The sequence below is a fragment of the Serratia sp. JUb9 genome (assembly GCF_014298095.1).
GTDB lineage: Bacteria > Pseudomonadota > Gammaproteobacteria > Enterobacterales > Enterobacteriaceae > Serratia_B > Serratia_B rhizosphaerae.
The window spans coordinates 3627430-3653480 of the sequence record NZ_CP060416.1 but is presented as its reverse complement, the minus strand read 5'-3'; the positions used below and the strand labels follow the sequence as shown (position 1 = coordinate 3653480).

Here is a 26051-nt window from a genome sequence, read left to right as displayed (position 1 = left end):
GCCACCTGCCTGTAACTCGAATTATTCAGGATATATATAACGGACAGATAATCGGCATAAAGTAGCGGATTTGAGTGAAAAAGGCGAAAAAGAGTGTGATTCGGGTGATTTTAGTCAATTCCGCTGGCTGAGCGGCGGTTATGATAGGCGCACGGCGTTCAATAGCCTAAAAGCGCTATATACACAATTACATAGCGAAACGGCGCGTTGGCTATTCGCCGCGTTTAGCGCTAGAATTTTGCTGAAAACCACGGTTTCATTGCGGTTGCTGCGGCAATTCGCGTTGAGATCACAACTCCTAGCCCCTGCGCCTACGTCGTTTTGCGATATGGCGCCCGGGCCGTGGCGAAGTCAGCCACCAGGGTGCGAGATAGAAATGTCCGCATCTCCCGTATTTGGAAAGGTGTTATGGTGCCCCAACTTACCGATGCTTTTGAGCGCAAGTTCTATTACCTGCGCCTGTCGATTACCGACGTGTGCAACTTCCGTTGCACGTACTGTCTGCCGGACGGCTACCAGCCGAGCGTCAGCCCCAAAACCTTCCTGTCGCTGGATGAAATCCGCCGCGTCAGCCGTGCGTTTGCCGAACTGGGCACCGAAAAGGTTCGCCTGACCGGCGGCGAGCCCTCGCTGCGCCGCGACTTTACCGAGATCATTGCCGCCGTGCGGGAAAACCCGGCGATCCGTCAACTGGCGGTCACCACCAACGGCTACCGGATGGCGCGCGACGTGGCGCGCTGGCGTGACGCCGGCCTGACGGCGATCAACGTCAGCGTCGACAGCCTGGATGCGCGCCAGTTTCACGCCATTACCGGTCAGGACAAGTTCCGCCAGGTGATGGCGGGCATCGACGCCGCCTTCGAGGCCGGCTATGACAAGGTGAAGGTGAACGCGGTGCTGATGCGCGACGTCAATCACCAGCAGCTGAATACTTTCCTGGCCTGGATTAAACCGCGGCCGATCCAACTGCGTTTTATTGAGCTGATGGAAACCGGCGAGGGCGGCGAGCTGTTTCGCCAGCGCCACGTTTCCGGCGAGGTGATCCGCCGGCAGCTTGAACAGCAGGGCTGGCAGCGCCAGCCGCGCGGCCGCAGCGACGGCCCGGCGCAGGTGTTCCGCCATGCGGACTATCAGGGGGAAATCGGCCTGATTATGCCGTATGAGAAGGATTTCTGCGCCAGCTGCAACCGGCTGCGGGTTTCCGCCATCGGCAATCTGCACCTGTGCCTGTTCGGCGAGCAGGGCATCCCGCTGCGCGACCTGCTGGCGGAAGATCGCCAGCTGGAGGTGCTGAAACAGCGCATCCAGAGCGGCCTGCTCAGTAAGAAGCAGACGCATTTTCTGCACCAGGGCGACAGCGGCATTACGCAGAATCTGTCGTTCATCGGCGGCTGAGTCCGCCGTATCTTCAGGGAGCATCCTCTATGAGTCATGCCAGCAGTGAATTTCTTGCGGCGCGTATCGCCGTTCTGACCGTTTCCGACAGCCGCAGCGCCGCGGAGGATACCTCCGGCGACTATCTGCAGCAGGCGGCGCAGGAGGCCGGGCATCAGGTGGTCGCGCGCGCGCTGGTTAAAGACAATATCTACCAGATCCGTGCGCAGGTTTCGGCCTGGATCGCCAGCGACGAGGTGCAGGCGGTGCTGATCACCGGCGGCACCGGTTTTACCGCGCGCGACAACACGCCGGAGGCGCTGACTCCGCTGTTTGACCGCCAGGTGGAAGGCTTCGGCGAACTGTTCCGCATGGTGTCCTACGAAGAGATTGGCACCGCCACCATTCAGTCGCGCGCCGTGGCCGGCATCGCCAACCAAACGGTGATTTTCGCTATGCCGGGCTCGACCCGAGCCTGCCGCACCGCCTGGGAGCGCATTATTGAATCGCAGCTGGACGCGCGTAACCGTCCCTGCAACTTCCAACCCCATTTAAAGAAATAACGCCATGAGTCAGTTAACCCACATTAACGCCGCCGGCGAAGCCCATATGGTGGACGTCTCCGCCAAGGCGGAAACGGTGCGTGAAGCGCGCGCTGAAGCCTTTGTCGAGATGCAGGCGGCGACGCTGGCGATGATCGTCGAAGGTCGTCATCACAAAGGGGACGTGTTCGCCACCGCGCGCATCGCCGGCATTCAGGCTGCCAAACGCACTTGGGAGCTGATCCCGCTGTGCCACCCGCTGATGCTCAGCAAGGTGGAGGTCACGCTGGAGGCGCAGCCGCAGCATAACCGGGTGCGGATTGAAACCTGCTGCCGCCTGACCGGCAAAACCGGCGTCGAGATGGAAGCGCTGACCGCGGCGTCGGTTGCGGCGCTGACCATCTACGACATGTGCAAGGCGGTGCAGAAAGATATGGTTATTGGCCCGGTGCGGCTGCTGGCGAAAAGCGGCGGAAAATCCGGCGACTTTGAGGCGGCATCATGATTGATATTCTGTTTTTTGCTCAGGTGCGGGAGCTGATCGGCACTGATAAGCTGCGTTTGCCGGCGGAATTCGCCACCGTCGAGTCGCTGCGTCAGGCGCTGTGTCTGCGCGGCGATCGCTGGGCGCTGGCGCTGGCGGCCGACAATTTGCTGATGGCGGTGAACCAGTCGCTGGTGGCGGCGGAACACCCGCTGAGCGCCGGCGATGAAGTGGCGTTCTTCCCGCCGGTAACCGGAGGCTGAGGGTGGACAACAGTCGTATTCGCGTCCAGCGCGCGTTATTTAACGTCGGCGAGGAGTATGCCTGGCTGGCGCAGTGTGATGATGACGGCGCGGTGGTGACCTTTACCGGCAAGGTGCGCAATCACAATCTGGGCGACAACGTCAGCGCCCTGACGCTGGAGCACTATCCCGGCATGACCGAAAAAGCGCTGGCGGAGATCGTCGTCGAGGCGCGCGAACGCTGGCCGCTGCAGCGGGTCAGCGTGATCCACCGCATCGGCGAAATGTTCCCCGGTGATGAGATCGTGTTTGTCGGCGTCACCAGCGCCCACCGCAGCATGGCCTTTGAGGCCGCCGAATTTATCATGGACTACCTGAAGACCCGCGCGCCGTTCTGGAAGCGTGAAGCCACCGAGCAGGGCGAACGTTGGGTTGAAGCGCGCGACAGCGACCAGCAGGCGGCAAAACGTTGGTAAATCAACGGTAAACGGCGGCAATAAATCCACACTTTTGCTCACGGCCGCCGCCGATATTCTGTGATACGCTTATTACAGGTGGGGGGAATGGCCCCCGTACAGTTGTTTCACAAGTAAAAGGTAACCGTCATGGACCGATATCCACGCTCCAATGGTTCTATCGTCGAACGCGCCGGCAGCGGCATTCAGGCCTATATGGCGCAGGTGTACGGCTGGATGACCTGCGGCCTGCTGCTGACCGCCTTCGTCTCCTGGTATGCGGCCAACACGCCGGCGATTCTCAACTTCATCTTCTCCAGCCAGATTACCTTCTTTGGCCTGATTATCGCCCAGCTGGCGCTGGTCTTTGTCATTTCCGGCATGGTGAACCGGCTGAGCGGCGCGGTGGCGACCTCGCTGTTTATGCTCTATTCGGCGCTGACCGGGCTGACGCTGTCCAGCATCTTTATCGCCTATACCTACACCTCGATCGCCAGCACCTTTGTGGTGACCGCCGGGATGTTCGGCGCGATGAGCCTGTACGGTTACACCACCAAACGCGACCTCAGCGGTTTCGGCAGCATGCTGTTTATGGCGCTGATCGGCATCGTGCTGGCGTCACTGGTGAATATCTGGCTGAAGAGCAGCGCGCTAATGTGGGCGATCACCTATATCGGCGTGGTGGTGTTTGTCGGGCTGACGGCGTATGACACCCAGAAGCTGAAGGCGATGGGCGAACAGCTGAACGCCGATGATAAAGACAGCTTCCGCAAGTACGCCATCGTCGGGGCGCTGACGCTGTATCTGGACTTCATCAACCTGTTCCTGATGCTGCTGCGTATCTTTGGCAACCGCCGCTAACGCACCGGATGGCCGGCGGCCATCGCGAGCTATCTGTCTTTCTGCATAAAGCCCTGGCAACAGGGCTTTTTTACGCCCATCCGCGTTACATAATATAAACGAATAATCAATAATACATTGACATTACTTATGTCATTGCGTTGAATAATCGCGCTACAGGATGGTAATCATTAAATTTTGTGATGATAGAAAGAGGATTTTATGAGTCAGGATAAAGAGCTTAGCCCTAAGTGGCAGGCGCGTTTTGATTTTTTTGATAGCGTCGGCGGCGATATTACCTCCCCGGAATACCGCAAGAAAATTAAAGAAATTAGCTTCTTTGGGCGCATGAAGTACATATTTAATTTCTTCGCCTTTTTCTTCGGCATTATCTATATGTGCATTCTGGGCCTGTGGAAAAAGGGGCTGGTACTGTTTGTCGGCGCTGGCGTGCTGAACGTGATTGTCGCCATGGTGGAGTATGCGAACGGCGGCCATTATGATTCGGTCTACCGTGCGTTGAATATTTGCTATGCCGGTCTTTGCGCTACGGTGGCCAACTATGCCTATTACCTGAAGGAAGTGCGGGGGATACAGGGCTGGAACCCGTTTGAAGGCTTCAGCAAGCGTTCAGCGGCGAAAATTGCCGCCCGTCGCGAAGGGTAAAGCAGACAAAAGAGGCCGTGTTCGCGGCCTCTTGGGTTTATCCTGCCATCGTCACCGCGATGATTAACAGATACAGCGCAAACAGCACCAGCGAGAACAACAACGCCAGCGCCGCACGCCACTTCAGCGTCGATTTGAACAGCCCGACCAGCGACAGGTAAAACACTATCAGGTTGGCGAACAGGTTGATGCCTATCAGACCCAGCACCACCAGGGCCAGCCATGCAGTCATCTCTTCCGGTTGCAGTAGGCCGATCAGACCGACCGCAGCCAGAATCAGTATATTGACCCCGGTCAGCCGAAAGGCAAAGCGGACCATATTATCGAATTCGTTATTCTTAACCTTGACGGCATTTTCCTGAGACAAATCGCGCTCTCCTTTGGCGATAAAGATAAAAACTCCCACGTAGCCTAGACGGTGACGGGCCGTCCCGCCAGCCGTCAGGCGATTTTCCGCCGGAACATGGCGTAGGCGGCGCTGCCGGTGGTGGCGGTAATCACCAGCAGCGGCCACAGGCTGCCCCAGATGATGTCAAAGCTGGCATCCTTCAGGTAAATCTGCTTGGTGATGTCGGTAAAGTGGCGGATCGGATTGGCCCAGGTCAGGTTCTGCAGCCAGACCGGCATATTTTCCACCGGCGACACGTAACCCGACAGCAAAATGGCCGGCATCATAAACACAAACACGCCGATAAACGCCTGCTGCTGGGTGGCGCACAGCGCTGAAATCAGCAGCCCGAATCCCACCAGCGACAGGCCGTACACCAGCATGGTGAAATAGAACAGCAGCAGCGAACCGGCAAACGGGATCTGGTACATAAAGATGCCGATCAGCAGCACGATCGAGGCCTGAAAGGTGGCGACGATCAGCGCCGGCACCGCCTTGCCGATAAAGATTTGCCAGGTGGTGAGCGGCGAAACCAGCAGCTGCTCCAGCGTGCCCTGCTCACGTTCCCGCGCCACCGACAGCGAGGTGACGATCATTACGCCGACGGTGGTGATCATCGCAATCAGCGACGGCACGACAAACCATTTGTAATCCAGGTTGGTGTTATACCAGTTGCGCACCACCAGCTCGCTGTTGTTGGGTTTTTGCCGTCCGTTCAGCAGCTCCTGCTGATAGTCCTGCACGATCTGCTGCACATAGTTGGCGGCGATCTGCGCGCTGTTGGAGTTGCGCCCGTCGAGAATCAGCTGCAGCTGTGCGCTGTTGCCGTTGGCGATATCGCGTGAAAACTGCGCCGGAAAGCGGATCAGCAGCAGCGCGTGCTGATTGTCGATGGCGTGGCGGATCTCCTGCGGGCTGCGCAGCATCAGCACGTGGGTAAAGGCCTTGGCCTTGGCGAAGCGCTGGGTCAGTTCAACCGAGGCCTGGCCATTATCTTCGCTGTACACCGCGATAGTGGCGTTGGTCACCTCCAGCGTGGCGGCAAACGGAAACAACAGCACCTGCAAGATAACCGGCAGCACCAGAATGGCGCGGGTTTGCGGGTCGCGCAGCAGCGACTGCATCTCTTTGACAATCAGTGTCCAAAGGCGATGAAACATCTCAGGCTCCTAGTCCAGGCGTCGCTGGGTTTTCCAGGCGGTCAGCCCGATAAACAGCACGGCGGAGGCGATTAAAAACAGCAGATTGATCAGCAGCATGCTGCCGATATTGCCCGCCAGAAACAGCGTTTTCAGCGTGCTGACGAAATAGCGTGCGGGAATGATATAGGTGACGGCGCGCACCACCGCCGGCATGCTGTCGATCTGAAAGATAAAGCCGGACAGCATGATGGACGGCAGAAAGGCGGCATTCAGCGCCACCATCGCGGCGTTGAACTGATTACGCGCGATGGTGGAGATCAGCAGCCCCATGCCCAACGTGCTGATGAGAAACAGGCTGCTGATGACAAACAGCAGCAGCAGCGAGCCGCGGTAGGGCACGCCGAACACCCACACCGCCACCACCATGCACAGCAGCATGGCGAGCATGCCGAGGACATAGTAGGGCACCAGCTTGGAGAGCAGCAGCTCGCTGCGCGTCACCTGCGTCGACAGCAGGGCCTCCATGGTGCCACGCTCCCACTCGCGCGCCACCACCAGCGAGGTGAGGATGGCGCCGATCACCGTCATAATGATGGTAATGGCGCCGGGGATAATAAAGTGCTGGCTGATGGCCGCCGGGTTGAACCAGTAGCGCATCTGCACCTCAATCAGCGGTTTGTCGTCGCGCCCGCGATCTTCGGCGCGCTGCTGCTGCCAGATCTGCCATACGCCCTGGGTATAACCCTGTACGAAGTTGGCGGTGTTCGGTTCGCTGCCGTCGGTGATCACCTGGATCGGCGCGCTGTCGAACGGCCGCGCCATACGCCGGGCGAAATCGACCGGGATCACCACCAGGCCGCGGATCTCACCGGCCTGCATCTTGCCGATCAGCGCCTGGCGGTTATCGCTGATGGTCGGATCGATATAGGGCGATCCGGCAAAGGCGTTGACCAGATCGCGCGCTTCTTCGCTCTGTTGCTCCACCAGAATACCGAGGCGCAGCTTGCTGGAATCCAGGTTGATGCCGTAGCCGAAGATAAACAGCAGCAGCAGCGGGATCAGAAACGCGATCAGCCAACTGCTGGGATCGCGCAGGATCTGCCGCGTCTCTTTCAGACACAGGGCGCGCACCCGGCGCCAGGAGAAGGCACTGTCGCTGCCGATAGCCGGATTATCGTTCATCACTGCTCCTCCCGGTCGTAACTCTGCACCAGTTCGATAAACGCCTGTTCCATTGACGGGTTGGGGTTTTGCTCGTTGGCAACCTGCTGCTTCAAATCATCCGGCGTGCCGGCGGCGATGATTTTGCCGCGATACACCAGCCCGATGCGATCGCAGTATTCCGCCTCGTCCATAAAGTGGGTGGTCACCATCACCGTCACGCCCTTGTCCACCATGCCGTTGATATGCAGCCAGAATTCGCGGCGGGTCAGCGGGTCGACGCCGGAGGTGGGTTCATCAAGAAACAGAATGTCCGGCTCATGCATCAGCGCGCAGGCCAGCGCCAGCCGCTGTTTGAAGCCGAGCGGCAGCGCATCCGGCGCCTGATTGATGATCGGGGCGAAGTTAAAGGCGGCGGACATTTCCGCCATTTTCTGCCGCTGTTTTTTACCGCTCAGGCCATACACGCCGGAGAAAAACTTAAGGTTCTGCGCCACCGTCAGGTTGCCGTACAGCGAAAACTTCTGCGCCATGTAGCCCAGATGCTGACGTGCCCTGCCGGAGCTGGTTTTCAGATCCATCCCCAGCACCAGCGCCTTGCCGTCGCTCGGCACCAGCAGGCCGCACATCATTTTGAAGGTGGTGGATTTGCCGGCGCCGTTGGGGCCGAGCAGGCCGAAAATCTCGCCGCGCTTCACCTGAAAGTCCACATGATCGGTGGCGGCGAAGTCGCCGAACTTTTTCGTCAGGTTCTGCGCTTCAATCACGGTTTCCGTGCTGTCGCCGCTGACGGACGGCATAATCGCCGCCAGCGCGGATTTGCTGTTCGGCCCGCCGCCGAGCAGATCGATAAACGCATCCTCAAAGCGCGGTTCTGCTTCGCTCAGCGCGACGTCGGGAATATTAAGATCCTGCAGCACCTGCTGATGATCGGCGTCCGGTTTCAGGATCAGCCGCAGGTATTTGCCCTGGATCACGCCGTCGGTCACCGTCGGCAGACAGATCGCCTGTTGCAGCAGCGCGCGGTGACTGCCGGCCGGCGCCGCCAGCAAAATGCTGCGCCCTGCCATGCGCCGGGTCAGCGTCTGCGGCGCGCCGCTGAACAGCAGCTGGCCTTCGTTCAACAGCAGCACTTCGCGGCACTGTTCGGCTTCGTCGAGGTAGGAGGTGCTCCACAGGATCAGCATGCCGTCGTTGGCCAGTTCGTGCACCATGCGCCACAGCTCACGGCGTGAAATGGGGTCGACCCCGACGCCCGGCTCGTCCAGCAGCAGCACCTGCGGTTCGCCGATCAGCGTACAGGCCAGCCCCAGCTTCTGCTTCATCCCGCCGGACAGTTTGCCGGCCAGCCGGCCGGTAAAGCGGGTGAGATCGGTAAATTCAAGCAGCCGCTGAAAAGTGGTGCGACGCGCTTCGCCGGTGACGCCGCGCAGATCGGCATACAGCGTCAGGTTTTCCATCACGGTCAGATCTTCATACAGGCCAAACTTCTGCGGCATATAGCCCAGAATGGCGTGCAGCCGGCGATCGTCAGCGATCGGGTCCAGACCGGCGACCCGCAGCGTGCCGGCGCTTGGCTTCAGCAGCCCGGCCAGCATGCGCAGCAGGGTGGTTTTCCCCGCGCCGTCCGGGCCGACCAGCCCGGTAACCGCGCCGCTGCGCAGTTGGGTCGTCAGGCTGGCGACCGCCGGTTTTTCCAGATCGGGAAAGCGTTTTTCCAATCCCTCAAGATCAATGGTGTGGCCCTGTTCCATCATTTTTCCCTAAGGTTGAGAAAAATGCAGGGTGACCGGCATGCCCTGACGTAGCGCGTCATCCGGGTCGCTGACGATCACCCGCAGGCGATACACCAGATCGGTGCGTAAATCGGTGGTTTCCACGCTTTTCGGCGTAAATTCGGCGGTCGGCGACACAAAACCGACCTTGCCGTGGTACGGCTTGCCCGGCCGGCTGTCGGTATACAGCGTCATTTCGCTGCCCGGCACCGCCTTGCCGAGGTCGGCTTCGCTGACGTAGGCGCGCACCCAGACCGGCTGGGTCAGCGACAGGGTAAATACCGTACTGCTGGCGCTCAGCATGGTGCCGGGCTCCACCGCGCGGGTCAGGATGGTGCCCGCCGACGGCGTGGTGAGTTGGGTGTCCTGCAGGTCCAGTTTGGACTGGGCCAGCGCCGCACTGGCCTGCGCCAGTTCTGCTTTGGCCTGTTCAATCTCCTGCGGTCGGTTGCCGCTCAGGTATTGCGACAGTTTATCTTTCGCCGCCTGCAGATTGGCCTGCGCCTGATTGCGGGCGGTGCGCGCATCTTCCAGCGCATCGGCGGAGGTGGCCTTTTTCGCCCACAGCCCTTGCTGACGCTGTAAAAAACTGTTGGCGTAGTTGAACGCTGACAGTTTCTGCGCCACTTCGGAGCGCACCTGGGCGATCTCCTCATCACGATAGCCGGCCTGCAGCAGCGCCAGCTTGGCCTGCGCGCTGCCGACGTTGGCCTGCGCCTGCAGCAGGGCGTTCTGATACGGGCCGTCGTCGAGTTTGCCGAGCAACTGGCCCGGCTTGACGGTATCCCCTTCGTCAACCGTCAGCGACGCCAGCCGGCCGCTGACGCGGAACCCCAGATTCACAGTGCGGATATCGACATTGCCGTAGAGGGTCAGCGGCTTCGCCTGCCGCTGTTCGTAATACCAGATGCCGGCCGCCACGGCGGCGATCACTATTGCTACGACCACCACCAGGGTAACGCGTTGCTTGTTCATATCTCTCCCTGCCTATAACGGTAAAACGTCGGGGCCGTTGCCGTAACGCTGGCGCAGGCCGTTAACCAGTAAATCAATATGTTCCGCCAGCACGGCGGCGACCTGCTTTGCCTCTTGCACGCCGATCTGCCGCCAGCCGGCTTGCCGGCGGATGGTTTCCCGCGCCACGCGAAACGACAGCACTTCGCCGAGCAGCGCATGGGTGTGCAAAATCACTTTGGTGGAGCCGGCCTCCAGGCCGGTGTAGGCCGCCAGCAGTTGGCTCAGCTTACCGTGCAGCGGCGCCACCACCTGCTGGTGAATCAGCGGATAGGCGTCGGTGGGGGAGAGCTGCTCGCGCGACATGATTTTGCTGAGGTTGAGCGTGTGGGTCTGGGTCATCAGCTCGCTGAAGGCCAACAGGCCGCGTTTCAGATGCTGCAGGTACAGTTCGGGGCGGCGCTGTTCGGCCGGCAGCAGCCACAGGCGGTCAATTTCGTCCGCCAGCGGTTGAAAGGTCTGCTGAATAAAGTCGGCGATCCACTGGGCGACCGCCAGATACAGGCCTTCTTTGGAGTTGAAATAGTAGGTGATGGCGGCGATATTCTGCCCGGCGCGCTGGGCGATGGCGCGGGTGGTGGCGCCCTGCAGACCGTATTCGCCGAAGACTTCTATCGCGGCGGCAATCAGCTGCTGCCGCGCCTGTTCGCCGCGTGGGTGATGATTTCCTGCAGAAGACATAGGCACGCTACCCGCAAAAGTTAATCAATCATTTGATTAACTTTAGACCTGAGCGGACAAAATGCAAGCGAAAAGCGCGGCGGATATTTTCGGGTGAATCAGCCGATTAGCGGCATAATGTGCGCTGCCCGGCGAAATTTACCTTTTCTTGTTCGACATCTGTTACAATCGCCCGCCTGGTGCACTTGCAGTTTGTGCCAATCCCTCGTGGTATGCCGGGGATATGCGAGCGATAATGCCGCTATCCCTATGCCCCGTCTGATCATCCTCCCGGGAAACTGCACCGAACATTTGTTTAGGTTAGGGGGGAGCTGGAGCTTTTCTCTACTATGTCATTTGAAACCCTCGGCTTGAATGCCGAAATCCTGCGTGCCGTTGAAGAACAGGGCTATCGCGAACCTACGCCGATTCAACGTCAGGCGATCCCGGTAGTGCTGGAAGGACGCGACCTGATGGCCAGCGCCCAGACCGGCACCGGCAAAACTGCCGGCTTTACCCTGCCGTTGCTGCAGCTGCTGAGCAGCAAACCGAGCGCGGTGAAAGGCCGCCGCCCGGTGCGCGCTCTGATCCTGACGCCGACCCGTGAACTGGCGGCGCAAATCGGCGAGAACGTCCGCGCCTACAGCCAGCACCTGCGCCTGCGCTCGCTGGTGGTGTTCGGCGGCGTCAGCATCAACCCGCAGATGATGAAACTGCGCGGCGGGGTGGATATTCTGATCGCCACGCCGGGCCGTCTGCTGGATCTGGAACATCAGAACGCTGTTGACCTGTCCAACGTGGAAATCCTGGTGCTGGACGAAGCCGACCGCATGCTGGATATGGGCTTTATTCACGATATTCGCCGCGTGCTGGCCAAGCTGCCGGCGAAACGTCAGAACCTGCTGTTTTCCGCCACCTTCTCCGACGATATCAAGGCGCTGGCCGGCAAACTGCTGCACAACCCGGCATCGGTGGAAGTGGCGCGCCGCAACACCGCCTCTGAGCAGGTGACGCAGCACGTTCACTTTGTCGACAAGAAGCGCAAGCGGGAACTGCTGTCGCAGATGATCGGCGAAGGCGACTGGCGTCAGGTGCTGGTGTTTACCCGCACCAAACACGGCGCCAACCATCTGGCCGAGCAGCTGAATAAAGACGGCATCACCGCTGCCGCGATCCACGGCAATAAAAGCCAGGGCGCACGTACCCGGGCGCTGGCTGATTTTAAAGACGGCCGTATTCGCGTGCTGGTGGCGACCGATATCGCGGCGCGTGGTCTGGATATCGACCAACTGCCGCACGTGGTGAACTATGAGCTGCCGAACGTGCCGGAAGACTACGTGCACCGCATCGGCCGCACCGGCCGTGCGGAACGCACCGGTGAGGCGATATCGCTGGTGTGCGTCGACGAACACAAACTGCTGCGCGATATCGAACGCCTGCTGAAGCGCGAAATTCCGCGCATCGCCCTGCCGGGTTATGAGCCGGATCCGACCATCAAGGCGGAACCGATCATCAACGGCCGTCAGCAGCGCGGCGGCCGCGGTAACGGTAACCCGGGACGCGGCAACGGTAACGGCGGCGGACAGCGCGCGGCCAACGGCGGCGGTCAGCGAGACAACCGCGGCAACGGCGCCCAGCGCGCCCGTCCGCAGGGCGAAGGCAAACCGCGCAGCGGCGCGCCGGCCCGCCGTCCGCGCCGCAGCCGACCGGCGGAGTAAACGCCCGCAGCATGCATCAGGCCGCCGTTTATCGGCGGCTTTTTTGTGTCGGCAGAGGCTTGTCTGCGCCGGGCGGCACTCGTATTATGTCTGGTCTTTTTTTGCAGGGTGGTTGAATAATGCGCGTTTTACTGGCGCCGATGGAGGGGGTTCTCGACTCGTTGGTGCGTGAACTGCTGACCGAAGTGAACGATTACGATCTGTGCATCACCGAGTTTTTGCGCGTGGTCGACCAACTGCTGCCGGTCAAGTCGTTTTACCGTCTCTGCCCGGAGCTGCGCCACGCCAGCCGCACCCCCTCCGGCACGCTGGTGCGCATCCAGCTGTTGGGGCAGCACCCGCAGTGGCTGGCGGAAAACGCCGCTCGCGCGGTGGCGCTGGGCTCCTACGGCGTCGATCTCAACTGCGGCTGCCCGTCAAAAACCGTCAACGGCAGCGGCGGCGGCGCGACGCTGCTGAAAGACCCGGAACTGATCTACCGGGGCGCCAAAGCGATGCGCGCCGCCGTGCCGGCCGAGCTGCCGGTAACGGTAAAGGTGCGCCTGGGCTGGGACACGCCGCAGCACAGTCTGGAGATCGCCGATGCGGTGCAGCAGGCCGGCGCCAGTGAACTGGTGGTGCACGGTCGCACCAAAGAGGACGGCTATAAAGCCGAGCGCATCAATTGGGCGGCCATCGGCGAAATCCGCCGCCGCCTGAATATCCCGGTGATTGCCAACGGTGAAATCTGGGATTACGCCAGCGCCCGCCGCTGTATGACAACCACCGGCTGCGATGCGGTGATGCTGGGGCGCGGCGCGCTGAACATCCCCAACCTGAGCCGGGTGGTGAAATATAACGAGCCGCCGATGCCCTGGCCGCAGGTGGTGCAGCTGCTGCAAAAATATGTGCAGTTGGAAAAGCAGGGCGATACCGGTCTGTACCACGTGGCGCGCATCAAACAGTGGCTGGGCTACCTGCGGAAAGAGTACGCCGAAGCCGGCGACCTGTTCGCCCAGGTGCGTGCGCTGAAGAGTTCCGGGGAGATTGCGCAGGCGATTGCCGCCTGCGCGGCCGCTATAGCCTGATGGCGAAGTGACGCAGCAGCGCCGCGCGCCGCTGCTGCTCGTCATGCAGCGTGCTTTCCGTACGCTGATGGTCGGCGGTAATAATCAGTTTGTTATCGCTCAGCGTAATGCGACCGTTGGCGGTAGGGCGGGAGCAGATAAGCCGCTGGGTAAACCCCGACTGCGGAGAATGGCTGTGGTAGTGGCACATGGCGTCAAACTCGTCGAACTCGCGCGGCTGCAGCGTAAAGCGATACAGCGTTTTGGCATGTGAGTTGCGATCGCCGTTACGCCGCTCCAGATAAAAATAGTCGCCCTCCTGCTCCAGATGAAAGGTGCCGCTGGCCTGCGGCTGCGGCGTATCATCCAGGGTCAGCGGCGTCAGAAAGGCGTCGCCGAAGCCGACGTCCACCAGATAGGGTCGGTCCAGCGTGACGATCAGCGCCAGATGGTCAAACGGCGGGCCGAAGTGGCCGTCGCGGGCGCGCACCTCACCGGCAACCGCCGTCACCGTAAAACCGAGCTGCCGCAGCAACGCGGCGAACAGCCGGTTCAGTTCATAGCAGAAGCCGCCGCGCCGGCGGTTGATCACCTTGTCGAACAGCGCCTGTTCGCGCAGGTCGATGCCTTGATGGTAAATAATACTCAGATTTTCAAACGGCACCGCCAGCATATGGCCGTGGTGCAGGCGTTGCAGCGTGTCCAGATCCACACGCGGCGTGGCGTCAAAGGCGATGTGTTGCAGGTAGCGTTGAATATCCACGGTTGCGCTCGCAGAAAAGGGGCCAATAGCCACAACATAGCGGGCTTTATTCCCCGTCGGGAATCAATACGTGCGGTGAGTGGGAAAATGCCGCCCCGGGCGGGGCGGCGGAGAAGGAGATCATTTCAGGGATTGCTGTTCATGGGCCTGCTGCTCCAGGCGCACTTCCGCTGCGCGTTTACGCAGGCCGAACCAGCCGAGCAGCAGCAGGATGGCCAGCAGCGGAATGGTGGCGACGGTCCAGGTGCCGTTCGGGTAATCGAACGCCATCATTACCACCACCACCGCCAAAAACAGCAGCGTCAGCCAGGAGGTGAACGGCGCGCCCGGCATTTTGAAGCTGACCGGTTTGGCCTTGCCCTCTTTGATGGCTTTACGCAGGCGCAGCTGGCAGACGATGATAAACACCCAGGAGGTGATAATGCCCAGCGAGGCGATGTTCAGCACGATTTCAAACACCTGCGACGGCACCAGATAGTTGAGGATCACGCCGATCACGTAAATGCCGCAGGTCACCAGAATACCGGCGTACGGCACCTGCTGGCTGCTCATTTTGGCCATAAACTTCGGCGCGGAACCGCCCATCGACAGCGAGCGCAAAATACGGCCGGTTGAGTACAGACCGGAGTTCAGGCTGGACAGCGCGGCGGTCAGCACCACGATATTCATGATGGTGCCGACGTAAGGCACGCCGAGCTTGCTGAAGAAAGTGACGAACGGGCTCTGGCCGGCCTGATAGGCGTTCCACGGCAGCAGCAGCACCAGCAGCACCACGGAGCCGACATAGAACAGGGCGATACGCCAGATCACGCTGTTTATCGCCTTCGGCAGCATTTTTTCCGGGTCTTTGCATTCGCCGGCGGCGGTGCCGATCAGCTCAATGCCGGCAAAGGCGAAGATGACCCCCTGCACCAGCACCAGCGCTGGCAGCAGGCCGTGCGGGAACAGGCCGCCGTTATCGGAAATCAGGTGCAGGCCGGTGGTGTTGCCGTCAACCGGCTTATCCAGGCCGAGGAACACCACGCCGACGATCAGGAACAGCGCAATGGCCGCCACCTTGATCAGCGCAAACCAGAACTCCATTTCGGCGAACCATTTTACGCCGATCATATTCATGGTGGCGACGATGCCCAGCGCGCCGAGGGCGAACAACCACTGAGGTACGTCGGCGAAGGTGCCCCAGTAATGCATATACAGCGCGACGGCGGTGATATCGACGATGCCGGTCATCGCCCAATTGAGGAAATACATCCAGCCGGCGACGTAAGAGGCCTTTTCGCCGAGGAACTCACGCGCATAGGAGACAAAACTGCCGCTGGAGGGGCGGTGCAGCACCAGCTCGCCCAGCGCGCGCAGAATAAAGAACGAGAAGATGCCGCAGGTTAGATACACCAGCGCCAGTGCCGGACCGGCCAGTTCCAGGCGTCCGCCGGTGCCGAGGAATAAACCGGTGCCGATGGAGCCGCCGATGGCGATCATCTGGATTTGCCGGTTGCCCATGCTTTTGTGATAACCGGATTCATGGGAGTCCAACCAACGTCTTCTGGCCGCGTGTTTATCATGCGCGGATTTTGTGTGTGATTTCATTATCCGTCCTGTTTCCTGTCTATTGTTGAGCCCGCTCAACAGCTAAGCAAACGATTGCGGTCGCAACCGCTATAAGAATGAAGTCATGGCATCACTCTTGTTGTTTATTGTTTGTACACAAATCATTAAATAACGGCGAGGCATGCTACCTTTTCTGCTTAAACGAGGCAAAAAATAAGAGAGTTAAATCGTTATTAAGTGTGTTTATTTTTTAATCTTGTTAAAAAGATGTTGTTTATCATATCGATAGATAGAGCGGCAGGATATTAACAGAAAAAATTGAATTGTGATTAACTTCTCACTATTAACCCTCAATCTTAGCAAGGTAATATATTCTTCAGCGTTCAGGAGGCCGGGGAAAATATATTTATCGGACTTTTCCCGACGTATCGTGATAATGCTAGCGCACCGTCATGTACGGCTTACCCTGCGCTGAAACCACAGGCTATATTGCGTCCAGTGAAACCAACGCCTCTACCGTGCGGTGTCACTGTGTTCAGCGTTCGCCGTTTCTGGTCAGCAAAAGCATTCCACTACTTTATAGTCCGCCATTATTTTGTGTGAAAATTATATTTAATATATTGAATTTAAAGGGTATTACTGAGCTGGTCAACAGGTCGGATCTCTCATACAATGGTCGGGTAGCACCACACAGCAAAAAGATATTTATAACGATAAAATCGATCGTAGAGGACATATTATGGGCGACCAATCACCTATCACGCTTGATAAGTTGATGTGCTTTGCCGTGTATTCGACCAATCTGGCGTTGAACCGCGTGTATCAGCCACTGCTGGATGAGATGGGCCTGACCTATCCGCAATATCTGGTATTGATTTTACTACTGGAACAGGACGGGCTGACCGTCGGCGAGATAAGCGAACGGCTGTTTATTGACGCCAGCACCACCACGCCGTTGCTGAAACGGCTGGAAAGCCACGGCTATGTGGTACGGGTGCGCAGCAGTGAGGATCAGCGGCAGGTGCACGTGCGGGTAACGCCGCAGGCGCGGCAGCTGCGTGAGGGCATCGACAGCCTCTATCCACAGTTGCTGTGTTCGGCCGGGCTGGATGAAACACGGCTGCGCGGACTGAAGCAGGAGCTGGAAGCGGTGCGCAGTGCGCTGACGGCGCGCTGAGCTATCCGGGCCGTTACGCCAGCGCGTAACGGCTGACCGGTCAGGCGGACTCTTCCGCCGGCAGCGCCGAGGCCGGCAGGCCGAACAGTTTATCGAACGCCCAGTTATAGACGAAGGTGTAGCACGGAATAATGACGATCAGCGCCATATCCAGCAGCAGCGCCTGCGTCAGCGAAATCCCCATCCACCAGGCAATCAGCGGAATCAGGTACACCACCAGCGTCAGCTGAAAACCAACGGCGTGCAGAATGCGCCGTTTCACCGTTCGGGTGCGCGATGCCTGGTGGCTCTCCCACCATTCAAACAGGCAGTTATAGATAAAATTCCAGCTGACCGCGATGGTGGTGATGATCACCGCCAGCGGCCCGGTGTTGCTGGGGGCGCTGCCGGACAGCAGCGCTAATCCGAGCGCGGAAATCGTCATGCCGATAATTTCATAGGCGGTGACATAAACCAGTTTGCGTTTGACGCCTTGCATGTTGCCTCTCTCATTGATTGTTCTGACCGGGGTGACGCCCGGCGTATCGGCGGCTAAGATAACGTCAACCTTATTGATAGAAAAAGTCAGGAGCTGTCAGTTTTTCTGACAGGTAGCGGGTATGAATTTCACCAGCGACAATATTGAGCTGTTCTTGGCGGTACTGGAGCGCGGTTCGTTTTCCGCCGCCGCGCGCGCGCTGCGGCGCGTGCCTTCGGCGGTCAGCATGGGGATCGCCAATATGGAGGCTGAACTGGGCTTTCAACTGTTCGATCGCTCACACCGCGAGCCGACGCCGACCGCCATGGCGTTGGCACTGGCGCCGCACGCACGCCTGATTGCCGATCAGCTGAAACAGCTGCAGATCCACGCCATTGAACTGTCTCAGGGGCTGGAGAGCACGCTGTCGATCGGCGTGGCGTCGGACATCAATACGGAAAAGCTGCTGGCGGCGGTGAAAACCTTGTCCGAACGTTATCCGCTGTTGAATATCGAGTTGCTGAGCGCGCCGCAGGACGAGGCGCTGCATCTGCTGCATCAGGGTAGGGTGAGCGTTTGTCTGGCGTTTGGCGGGCTGAACGTCAATATCAAGGAGCAGTTCCATTTTGTCGGCAGCGAGTCGCTGATCGCCACGCTGTCGTCGCGGCATGCGGCGTTGGCGCAGGGCGGGGAGCGTCTGTTCCTGGAGGATCTGGTCAACGTGCGCCAGATCGTAGTTGCCAGCCGGGATCTGCCGATGGCCGATCTGCGGCCGCGGGTGGCGGAAACCTATTGGCGCACCGACAGCCTGCAAACGGCGCTGAACATGGTGGAGGCCGGGCTGGGGTGGGGCAACTTCCCGCAGTCGCTGATTGCGCCGCTGCTGGCACAGGGGCGGCTGACGCGGCTGACGTTTAAAAACACCAAAAATGAGCTGCGCCTGCCGATGCACCTGATCTGGCTGAAAAACCAGCCGCTGCAAAAAGCCGCACGCGAACTGGTGGCGCTGATGCAGCAGAAATAATGCCTTGCCTATTTTGTCGCCTGAGGCATAAATAAGAAAAATATTGCGGAGGGCCGGCGGTGACAGAAGAAACCTTATTATCCGTTTTGAGTATTACCGGGGCGATTGCGTTAGGGGCGATGAGCCCAGGGCAGAGCTTTATTCTGGTTGCCCGCACGGCGGTGGCTTCTTCGCGGCGTGACGGCATGGCCGTTGCGCTTGGCATGGGGGTCGGCTGCGCGGTTTTCGCCCTGCTGGCGTTGCTGGGGCTGCAGTCGTTATTGCTGGCGGTCCCCTGGCTATACGGCGCGCTGAAAGTGTTTGGCGGCGCCTTCCTGGTCTATCTGGCGATCAAGATGTTGCGCGGCGCGCGGCAGCCGCTGTCGCTACAGGGCGGTGATGGCGTACGCCTGGGGGCGCGTAAAGCGTTTACCACCGGGCTGCTGACGCAGCTTGGCAACCCGAATACCGCGATAGTCTTTGGCAGCATATTTGCCGCACTACTGAGCCATCGCATCGCGCCGGTGATGTATTTGCTGCTACCGCTGATTGCTTTGCTGGTCGATCTTGTATGGTATGCGTTTGTGGCTTTTGTACTGTCGTCGCCGCGTCCGCGTCAGATCTACCTGCGTTTTAAAGCCTGGTTTGACCGTGTCGGCGGCGGCGTGCTGGCGCTGCTCGGGCTGAAGCTGATGCTGAATAAGTGATTGATAACGGGTTGATGCCGGTAGTCTGTAAGAGTAAACGTTGTGACAGGCATCAACGGCTGTTGCGGCTGAAGGTTTTATCCGGTTGGCTAACTCTCAGCCGATAGAGGCGCTGGCGACATTCTCTGCGATAGCCGCCGTTACTCGGATGTCCGGCGGCAATATCGCTAACATAAAGTCGTTAGAAGAACTCCAGTATTTTCTGGGGACTTACAGGGGCGATAGAGAATTACTCGACACTGTCTTGGTTATCGTTGGCGCCACCAGCGGCGCGCCAGCCACAGCGCGGCGGCAACGGCGGCCAGCAGCAGCACGACGAACAGCTTATTATGGAAGCCGTTAATCACGCGCTCCAGCGCCTGACCGCCGAAATACCCCAGCAGCACGAAGATCGCTGACCACAGCAGCGCGCCGAGAATATTCAGCGGCACAAAGCGCGAAGGCGGCAGCCGGCTGGCGCCGATCAGCACCGGGCCGATAATCCGGAAGCCGTACATAAAGCGTACGCCAATCACAAACAGCATCGGATGACGGGCAATCAGCCGCTTGGCGCGGTTGATGCGCTGACGCTGGCTTTTCAGCCGGGCGATGGCCCGGCCGCCGAAGCGGCGGCCGGCAAAATACAGCAGCTGATCCCCCAGCGTGCCGCCGAGCGCCACCACCGCCATCACCCAGGGCAGATGCAGCAGCCCCTCGTGCGCCGCGATGCCGCCGAGAAGGGTGATGGTTTCCCCTTCAGCCAGACAGCCGATAAACAGCGCCCAGTAACCATAATCCGTAATATAGTGGGCCAAATCGGTCATGGTGATTCCTTATCTTATGACTATCACAGGCTAAGTATACTCGCCCTGGCCGAGGCTGTGCGGCAGGGGCGTTCACTCAAGGAGTAAACAATGTATCAGGATTTTGACCGCGAACTGGCATGGGCGATGCGCCATATGCCGCGTACCCGTGCGGCGGTGGCGGCGCTGCCGGATCTGCAGGGCGTGCGGCTGGCGTGCAACATGCATCTGGATCTGAAAATGGCGCCGCTGGTGGCCGGCCTGCTGGAGAAAGGGGCGGAGATTTACCTGACCACCTGCAACCCGACCACGGTGCAGGATGACGTGGTGGCCTGGCTGACGCAGCGGGGCGCGCAGGCGCACGCCTGGCGCGGTATGTCCGACGCCGACTGGTCCGACTCTTTCGACCGCGCGCTGGCCTGGGAGCCGACGCACCTGTGTGAGATGGGCGCGGATCTGACCACACGGCTGCATCAGTCGTCCGGCGGGCCGCAGATTAAAGCCGGGCTGGAGGCAACCGGTTCGGGCATCAGCCGTCTGAACGGTGTGTCGCCGCGCTATCCGATTTTCAACTGGGACGATCTGCCGGTGAAAGAGGGGCTGCATAACCGGCATATGGTCGGCCTGACCGCCTGGCACACCTTTTTCCAGACTACCCACCTGACGCTGCATGAAAAACAGGTGCTGGTGATTGGCTACGGGCTGGTCGGGCAGGGCGTGGCCGCGGCGGCCAGGGCCTATGGCGGGCAGGTGACGGTGGCGGAAGTGGACCCGGCGCGTGCGTTACAGGCGCGCTATGACGGCTGGGCGGTGATGGATTTAGATCAGGCGGCGCCGCAGGCGGAGGTGATCGCCACCGCCACCGGGGCGAAAAATGTGTTGTCCGCCCACCAGTTGGCGCAGCTCAGGGACGGCGCGTTTATTCTCAACGTCGGCCATGTGGCGGAAGAGATTGACGTCGCCTTCCTGCAGCGCCTGCCGCATCAGGAACCAATGCCGTTTGTCGACGCCTATCGGCTGGGGGACAAAACGCTCTATCTGCTGGCGAACGGCTCGATGTTTAATCTGACGGCCGGCTACGGCGACAGCCTCAACGCCTTTGACGTCACGCTGGCGGTGATGGCGGCCGGCATCGGCCATATTGTCGGCGACGGCGCGGCACAGCCGGCGGGGCTGTATCTGCTGCCGCAGTCGGCCTGGCAGCCGGCGCTGTAAAACGGCCAGACCGCGGGCGTGAGCGCCGCCGCGCCCGTGGTTTAAGCCGTGTGATCCCGACAGAATTTGTCACAAATGGGCGTTAAGAATCACGGTGCCAACTCCATACGCCTCCCTTATACTTTCCTGCAGTTTTTTCTCATCATCCCTAAATTCAGCAACAGAGTAATACATGTGAAAATCCGAGTTTTGGTTCTGACTTTGCTGGCCCTGCAGGCCGGCGCGGGACTGGCGCCGCAGGCGCTGGCCAGCGAAAACACCGCCTCGCTGCATGCGACGCAGCCTGAACTGGCTTCCGGCAGCGCCATGGTGGTGGATATGCAAAATCATAAAGTGCTTTACGCCCGTAACCCGGATGAAGTGGTGCCGATCGCCTCGATCACCAAACTGATGACGGCGATGGTGACGCTGGATGCGCACCTGCCGCTCGACGAAATGCTGAAGGTGGATATTCATCAGACGCCGGAAATGAAGGGTGTCTATTCGCGGGTGCGGCTGAACAGCGAAATCAGCCGTAAAGAGATGCTGCTGCTGGCGCTGATGTCGTCGGAAAACCGCGCCGCCGCCAGCCTGGCGCACCACTATCCGGGCGGCTACAACGCCTTTATCAAGGCGATGAACGCCAAGGCCAAAGCGCTGGGCATGACGCATACCCGCTATGTGGAACCTACCGGGCTGTCGATTCATAACGTCTCCACCGCCCGCGACCTGACCAAGCTGCTGCTGGCCACCAAGCGCTACCCGCTGATCGGTCAGTTGAGCACCACCGCCGAGAGCACGGCGACCTTCAAGGATCCGAGCTACAGCCTGCCGTTCCGCAATACCAACCATCTGGTTTACAACAAAAAGTGGAATATTCAGCTGACCAAGACCGGCTTTACCAATCAGGCCGGGCACTGCCTGGCGATGCGCACCATGATCGGCAACCGTTCGGTGTCGCTGGTGGTGCTGGACGCCTTCGGTAAATATACCCACTTCGCCGACGCCAGCCGGCTGCGCACCTGGATTGAGACCGGCAAAGTGGTGCCGGTGCCCGCCGCGGCCCGCGACTACCGCCGGCAGAAAGACGCCCGCCTGGCGAATAACGACGCCGAATAACCCGCCCGCCCGTCGCTGCGGCGGCGGGCGCAATGCTTTACCTTTCCGTACACGGCATCGACTTATCGGCTATTATCTGTAAGTCATCACTCCCATTAATGATTCAGCGGTATTGCTGACGGGGAGCGGGCGCGTATTTTTTCGTAGCAGAAGGATAACTCACATTGGCTGGAAGTAGCTTACTGACCCTGATTGATGACATCGCCTCGTTATTGGACGATGTCTCGCTGATGAGCAAAATGGCGGCGAAAAAGACCGCCGGGGTATTGGGGGACGACCTGGCGCTGAACGCGCAGCAGGTCACCGGCGTTAAGGCCGACCGGGAACTGCCGGTGGTGTGGAACGTGGCGAAAGGCTCGTTTATCAACAAGGCGATCCTGGTACCGCTGGCGCTGCTGATTGGCACTTTTGCGCCCTGGGCGATCACTCCGCTGCTGATGATTGGCGGCGCCTACCTGTGCTATGAAGGCTTTGAGAAGGTATTTCACAGCCTGACGCATAAGCCGGAACAGGGGGAACAGCGTGAAGCGCTGAATCCGAACGAGGACGTAGCGGCCTATGAAAAGCGTAAGGTAAAGGGCGCGGTGCGCACCGACTTTGTGCTGTCCGCCGAGATTATCGCCATTACTCTGGGCACCGTGGCCGGCGCCAGCTTTACCCAGCAGCTGATCGTGCTGTGCGGTATCGCCATTGTGATGACCATCGGTGTGTACGGCATCGTTGCCGGCATCGTCAAACTGGACGACCTGGGGCTGTATTTAAGCCGTAAAAGCAGCGCGCTGGCGCGCAGCATCGGCAGCGGCATTGTCAGCGCCGCGCCGTTCCTGATGAAAACGCTGTCGATCGTCGGCACCATCGCCATGTTTATGGTGGGGGGCGGTATTCTGACCCACGGCCTGCCGGCGGTGCATCACCTGTTTGAAGACTGGGCGGCGCATATTGCGGTCGCACCGACGTTTGACCATATCCTGCAGGGCATCGTGCCTTCGCTGCTGAACGTGGCGTTCGGCTTTGTCGCCGGCGGCGTGGTGTTGCTGCTGGTATCGATGATCGGCGCGGTACGCGCGCGTTTTAAAGCTTAACCGGAGCGGCGGGGGTGTGCCCTGCCGCTTAATCTTTCGGTCAACGATCGCCTTGCCCTAATGCTCGCTGCATAATGTGTGTATCCCGCCAACTGCCGAATTTGAATCCGACCTGGTTCAGGGTGCCAATGCTGCAAAATCCCAATTTCCGATGGAGCTCCAGCGACGCGTGATTATTGGCTGAATCACCGATGACTGACAGCATTTGATGCCATGGCCCGCGTTCACAGCGGGCAATCAGCGCACTGAGCAGCGCATGGCCTATGCCTTTGCCTTGCATATCTGGCGCTATATACACTGAATCTTCAATGGTAAAGCGGTAAGCAGGACGTGGTCGATAAGTCGCGGCATAACAGTAGCCGACGATCTGCTCGTCCAGTTTCGCCACCAGCCAGGGTAATCCGGCTGTTTGTACGCGATCGTGACGCTGGCGCATCTCTTCTAAAGTGGGCGGCACTTCTTCAAAAGAGCCGGCGCCGTGCAGAACATGGTAAGCATAGATTTGTGTCACAGCGATCAATGTTTCATGAGTCGCATCAGTAATGGTCAGCGCGGCCTGCTGCATGATAGCTCCATGTTTTCGATATAAATCAGCGGATAATTGAATGATGCGCCGCGCTGACCGGCAAGATAAATATTGTTTTACTCTCTTGTGATAATCAAAAGTAATGGCTACTCGCCGCGCATCAGATTGGCGACCGCCTCGCGCAGATAGTCCAGCAGCGGCGGCGTCAGCCAGGTGCCTTCGCTTAGCGTCGGCTCCTGCTCCATGGCCTGGCGGATTTTCATCTGCGTCGCCGGGTTGTCGCCGGCGTAGGAGCGGAACAGCGCCAGCCATTCAGCGGCCAATTGCCGGGCCTGCCCGCTGTCCGGTGCGATACCGTCGTTGAGAGCAGAACGGAGGCGGGCTATCAGCGCCGGCCACTCCTGTATGCGGTCGAAATAGTGTTTGCGGACATAGGCATACTCATCTTCATCCAGGTATTTCTGGTAAATCGCCAGTTTGGTTTCGGCAAATGCCTGGGTGATGTAATCGGTCATGGCCGGCGTGATACCGGTCTGCTCGCGCATTGAGGGTTCATCGGCATGCATGGTGTTGAGACGTGTGAGAAACGCCGGGTTGCCGGCGGTGTCGCGCTCCAGGGCCAGCATCCAGCGGCGTGCAATGCGCTGCGCCTGCGGATCTTGCGCCGGCGTGCCATTTGCCATCAGTTCACATACCTGCTGCACCATGGTCGCCCACTCTTGCTGGCGTTGCGTATCGGCCTGATAAAACGGCAGCTGCGCCAGTTCATCGGCGGTGAAATATTTATCGTACATGGTCATTAACTCCAACGTTGTCAGCCAGTCGTTCAGATCCGGCTCATCACCCGCCGTCAGTTGCGTATGCATCGCTTGCAGGCGATCGCGCAGCGCGGTGATTTGCGTCAGCTGTTGGTTCAGCATGTCAATCTGGCGGCTCAGCACCGTGGGTAGCGCCAGATCCGAACGTTCCAGAATCGCCCCGACCTCGGCCAGCGTCATTCCCATACGGCGTAATGCCTGGATATGATGCAGGCGGGCGATATCGGCCCGGTTATACAACCGGTAGCCGGCGTCGGAGCGCGCAGAAGGGACCAGCAAACCAATGCTGTCGTAGTAATGCAGTGTGCGAACGGTAATACCAGAACGGCGCGCCAGTTCGCCGACTTTCAATAACATAGAGTGCTCCTCCCTTGTGCGTGCAGAGAGACTAAAGCCTGACGCGGCGTGAGGGTCAAGCGGGAAGCGGTGTTTTTTTACGGGAAAGATTATGGGGAGGCCGCGCTGGCGCGGCCTGGCCTGGCCTGCAGGAGCGTTACCAGCCTTTGACGGCGCCGCCGTTAAAGATCTTTTCCGCCGCCGCTGCGACTTCATCCGACTGATACGCCTTGAGGAACTCCTGCACCTTCGGCGCATCCTTGTTGTCTTCGCGCGCCACAACGATATTCACGTACGGCGAATCCTTGTCTTCAATAAAGATGCTGTCTTTGGTGGGGGTCAGCCCGGTCTGGTTGATGTAGGTGGTGCTGATAATAGCCACGTCGACGCTCGGGTCGTCCAGCACCTGCGGCAGCTGCGCACCTTCCAGCTCGATAATGCGGTAGTTGTGCGGGTTGGCGCTGATATCCAGCGCGGTGGGCAGCAGGCCTTTACCGGGTTTTAACGCGATCAGCCCGGTTTTCTGCAGCAGCAGCAGCGCGCGCCCGAGGTTGGTCGGGTCGTTGGGAATGGCGATCACCGCGCCGTCCCGCAGCTGATTGACCGATTTAACCTTTTTCGAGTAGCCGGCAATCGGGAAGACAAAGGTGTTGCCGACCGCCGTCAGATGATAGCCGCGGTCTTTGTTCTGCTGCGCCAGGAACGGACGGTGCTGGAAGACGTTGGCGTCCAGCTCGCCCTTATCGGTGGCGTCGTTGGGCAGCAGGGCACCGCTGAAGCCGAACAGCTCGACCTCCAGGCCATATTTTTCCTTGGCGACCTGCTTCGCCACCTCCGCCACGTCCTGCTCGGCGCCGTTAATCACGCCGACCTTGATATGGTGGCGATCGTCTTGCCGATCGCAGCCTGCTAACAGCAGCGAGGCCGTCATGGCCGCCGCCAATATGGCGCAACGCCGGTAAATTGCCATCGAACACTCCCTGAAACAACAATAAAATCAGTCAGTTTTAGCAACCAGATAAACGCAGACGC

Annotated in this window: 28 protein-coding genes and 1 riboswitch; of the genes, 15 read left to right on the top strand and 13 right to left on the bottom strand. The window is 59.6% G+C overall.

Features of this window, described 5'->3' with window-relative positions:
• The first annotated feature begins 283 nt into the window (after positions 1 to 283).
• A riboswitch (molybdenum cofactor riboswitch) is annotated at positions 284 to 422 on the top strand.
• From moaA to HF675_RS17170, 7 genes are all read left to right on the top strand, one after another.
• Positions 409 to 1395: a GTP 3',8-cyclase MoaA gene (moaA, locus tag HF675_RS17200; protein ID WP_105230197.1), complete on the top strand. Its 987-nt coding sequence runs from the start codon at positions 409 to 411 to the stop codon at positions 1393 to 1395. (Overlaps the previous riboswitch by 14 nt.)
• Before the next feature lie 29 nt (positions 1396 to 1424).
• Positions 1425 to 1937 carry a molybdenum cofactor biosynthesis protein B gene (moaB, locus tag HF675_RS17195; protein ID WP_105230198.1) on the top strand — a complete coding sequence of 171 codons (513 nt, stop codon included), beginning with the start codon at positions 1425 to 1427 and terminating at the stop codon, positions 1935 to 1937.
• Positions 1938 to 1941: 4 nt separating this feature from the next.
• Positions 1942 to 2421 carry a cyclic pyranopterin monophosphate synthase MoaC gene (gene moaC, locus HF675_RS17190; RefSeq protein WP_105230199.1) on the top strand — a complete coding sequence of 160 codons (480 nt, stop codon included), beginning with the start codon at positions 1942 to 1944 and terminating at the stop codon, positions 2419 to 2421.
• A complete protein-coding gene (gene moaD / locus HF675_RS17185) occupies positions 2418 to 2663 on the top strand; it encodes a molybdopterin synthase sulfur carrier subunit (protein ID WP_187043492.1) in 246 nt (81 codons plus the stop codon). Before moaC ends, moaD begins: the two co-directional genes overlap by 4 nt.
• A 2-nt stretch (positions 2664 to 2665) precedes the next feature.
• The gene (gene moaE / locus HF675_RS17180) at positions 2666 to 3118 is read left to right on the top strand and encodes a molybdopterin synthase catalytic subunit MoaE (protein ID WP_187043491.1); all 453 of its coding nucleotides are present in this window, start codon (positions 2666 to 2668) and stop codon (positions 3116 to 3118) included.
• A gap of 129 nt (positions 3119 to 3247) precedes the next feature.
• Positions 3248 to 3958, top strand: coding sequence for a Bax inhibitor-1/YccA family protein (locus tag HF675_RS17175; RefSeq protein WP_015671410.1), 711 nt, complete (start codon positions 3248 to 3250; stop codon positions 3956 to 3958).
• Positions 3959 to 4159: 201 nt separating this feature from the next.
• The gene (locus HF675_RS17170) at positions 4160 to 4603 is read left to right on the top strand and encodes a DUF2628 domain-containing protein (protein WP_187043490.1); all 444 of its coding nucleotides are present in this window, start codon (positions 4160 to 4162) and stop codon (positions 4601 to 4603) included.
• Between the two features lie 37 nt (positions 4604 to 4640).
• Here the strand turns inward: HF675_RS17170 and HF675_RS17165 are convergent, their stop codons facing one another.
• The 6 genes from HF675_RS17165 to cecR form a co-directional block, all read right to left on the bottom strand.
• On the bottom strand, positions 4641 to 4970 hold the full coding sequence (locus tag HF675_RS17165) for a hypothetical protein (protein ID WP_187043489.1): 330 nt from the start codon (positions 4968 to 4970) through the stop codon (positions 4641 to 4643).
• Positions 4971 to 5044: 74 nt separating this feature from the next.
• Positions 5045 to 6151, bottom strand: a complete 1107-nt coding sequence (locus HF675_RS17160; protein ID WP_187043488.1) for an ABC transporter permease — start codon at positions 6149 to 6151, stop codon at positions 5045 to 5047.
• 9 nt (positions 6152 to 6160) lie between these two features.
• A complete protein-coding gene (locus HF675_RS17155) occupies positions 6161 to 7315 on the bottom strand; it encodes an ABC transporter permease (protein ID WP_160027861.1) in 1155 nt (384 codons plus the stop codon).
• A complete protein-coding gene (locus HF675_RS17150; RefSeq protein ID WP_187044764.1) occupies positions 7315 to 9048 on the bottom strand; it encodes an ATP-binding cassette domain-containing protein in 1734 nt (577 codons plus the stop codon). The genes HF675_RS17155 and HF675_RS17150 overlap by 1 nt, the downstream gene beginning before the upstream one ends.
• 9 nt (positions 9049 to 9057) lie before the next feature.
• Positions 9058 to 10044, bottom strand: a complete 987-nt coding sequence (gene hlyD / locus HF675_RS17145; RefSeq protein WP_111737551.1) for a secretion protein HlyD — start codon at positions 10042 to 10044, stop codon at positions 9058 to 9060.
• Positions 10045 to 10056: 12 nt separating this feature from the next.
• A complete protein-coding gene (cecR, locus tag HF675_RS17140) occupies positions 10057 to 10764 on the bottom strand; it encodes a transcriptional regulator CecR (RefSeq protein WP_160027857.1) in 708 nt (235 codons plus the stop codon).
• Positions 10765 to 11093: 329 nt separating this feature from the next.
• Here cecR and rhlE point away from each other — a divergent pair, with 329 nt between their 5' ends.
• Positions 11094 to 12461, top strand: coding sequence for an ATP-dependent RNA helicase RhlE (gene rhlE / locus HF675_RS17135; RefSeq protein ID WP_187043487.1), 1368 nt, complete (start codon positions 11094 to 11096; stop codon positions 12459 to 12461).
• Positions 12462 to 12580: 119 nt separating this feature from the next.
• Positions 12581 to 13528: a tRNA dihydrouridine(16) synthase DusC gene (gene dusC, locus HF675_RS17130; protein ID WP_105230210.1), complete on the top strand. Its 948-nt coding sequence runs from the start codon at positions 12581 to 12583 to the stop codon at positions 13526 to 13528.
• Here the strand turns inward: dusC and HF675_RS17125 are convergent.
• Both HF675_RS17125 and ansP read right to left on the bottom strand, forming a co-directional pair.
• Complete coding sequence (locus tag HF675_RS17125; RefSeq protein ID WP_105230211.1) at positions 13518 to 14270, bottom strand: arylamine N-acetyltransferase; 753 nt, start codon at positions 14268 to 14270, stop codon at positions 13518 to 13520. The genes dusC and HF675_RS17125 overlap by 11 nt on opposite strands.
• Before the next feature lie 120 nt (positions 14271 to 14390).
• Positions 14391 to 15857 (bottom strand): L-asparagine permease, encoded by a 1467-nt coding sequence (gene ansP, locus HF675_RS17120; protein ID WP_111737548.1) that lies wholly within the window; start codon positions 15855 to 15857, stop codon positions 14391 to 14393.
• A 700-nt stretch (positions 15858 to 16557) separates the two neighbouring features.
• Here ansP and HF675_RS17115 point away from each other — a divergent pair.
• Positions 16558 to 16995 (top strand): MarR family winged helix-turn-helix transcriptional regulator, encoded by a 438-nt coding sequence (locus HF675_RS17115; protein WP_105230214.1) that lies wholly within the window; start codon positions 16558 to 16560, stop codon positions 16993 to 16995.
• A gap of 40 nt (positions 16996 to 17035) precedes the next feature.
• Here the strand turns inward: HF675_RS17115 and HF675_RS17110 are convergent, their stop codons facing one another.
• On the bottom strand, positions 17036 to 17473 hold the full coding sequence (locus tag HF675_RS17110) for a PACE efflux transporter (protein ID WP_187043486.1): 438 nt from the start codon (positions 17471 to 17473) through the stop codon (positions 17036 to 17038).
• Between the two features lie 121 nt (positions 17474 to 17594).
• Here HF675_RS17110 and HF675_RS17105 point away from each other — a divergent pair, with 121 nt between their 5' ends.
• Both HF675_RS17105 and HF675_RS17100 read left to right on the top strand, forming a co-directional pair.
• The gene (locus tag HF675_RS17105; RefSeq protein WP_105230216.1) at positions 17595 to 18476 is read left to right on the top strand and encodes a LysR family transcriptional regulator; all 882 of its coding nucleotides are present in this window, start codon (positions 17595 to 17597) and stop codon (positions 18474 to 18476) included.
• A gap of 59 nt (positions 18477 to 18535) precedes the next feature.
• Positions 18536 to 19162 carry a LysE family translocator gene (locus tag HF675_RS17100; protein WP_105230217.1) on the top strand — a complete coding sequence of 209 codons (627 nt, stop codon included), beginning with the start codon at positions 18536 to 18538 and terminating at the stop codon, positions 19160 to 19162.
• Positions 19163 to 19410: 248 nt separating this feature from the next.
• Here HF675_RS17100 and HF675_RS17095 read toward each other — a convergent pair whose 3' ends face one another.
• Complete coding sequence (locus HF675_RS17095) at positions 19411 to 19965, bottom strand: DedA family protein (RefSeq protein WP_105230218.1); 555 nt, start codon at positions 19963 to 19965, stop codon at positions 19411 to 19413.
• A gap of 90 nt (positions 19966 to 20055) precedes the next feature.
• Between HF675_RS17095 and HF675_RS17090 the strand changes: the two genes are divergently transcribed.
• From HF675_RS17090 to HF675_RS17080, 3 genes are all read left to right on the top strand, one after another.
• Positions 20056 to 21159: an adenosylhomocysteinase gene (locus HF675_RS17090; protein ID WP_187043485.1), complete on the top strand. Its 1104-nt coding sequence runs from the start codon at positions 20056 to 20058 to the stop codon at positions 21157 to 21159.
• A 168-nt stretch (positions 21160 to 21327) separates the two neighbouring features.
• Positions 21328 to 22257: a D-alanyl-D-alanine endopeptidase gene (pbpG, locus tag HF675_RS17085; RefSeq protein ID WP_111738098.1), complete on the top strand. Its 930-nt coding sequence runs from the start codon at positions 21328 to 21330 to the stop codon at positions 22255 to 22257.
• 164 nt (positions 22258 to 22421) lie between these two features.
• A complete protein-coding gene (locus HF675_RS17080; RefSeq protein WP_105230222.1) occupies positions 22422 to 23339 on the top strand; it encodes a DUF808 domain-containing protein in 918 nt (305 codons plus the stop codon).
• Positions 23340 to 23379: 40 nt separating this feature from the next.
• Here the strand turns inward: HF675_RS17080 and HF675_RS17075 are convergent, their stop codons facing one another.
• The 3 genes from HF675_RS17075 to HF675_RS17065 all read right to left on the bottom strand — a co-directional run bounded on the left by HF675_RS17075 (position 23380) and on the right by HF675_RS17065 (position 25989).
• On the bottom strand, positions 23380 to 23904 hold the full coding sequence (locus HF675_RS17075; RefSeq protein ID WP_172606304.1) for a GNAT family N-acetyltransferase: 525 nt from the start codon (positions 23902 to 23904) through the stop codon (positions 23380 to 23382).
• A gap of 107 nt (positions 23905 to 24011) precedes the next feature.
• Positions 24012 to 25040: a MerR family transcriptional regulator gene (locus HF675_RS17070; RefSeq protein WP_105230223.1), complete on the bottom strand. Its 1029-nt coding sequence runs from the start codon at positions 25038 to 25040 to the stop codon at positions 24012 to 24014.
• A gap of 136 nt (positions 25041 to 25176) precedes the next feature.
• Positions 25177 to 25989, bottom strand: coding sequence for a MetQ/NlpA family lipoprotein (locus HF675_RS17065; protein ID WP_105230224.1), 813 nt, complete (start codon positions 25987 to 25989; stop codon positions 25177 to 25179).
• Positions 25990 to 26051: the final 62 nt, after the last annotated feature.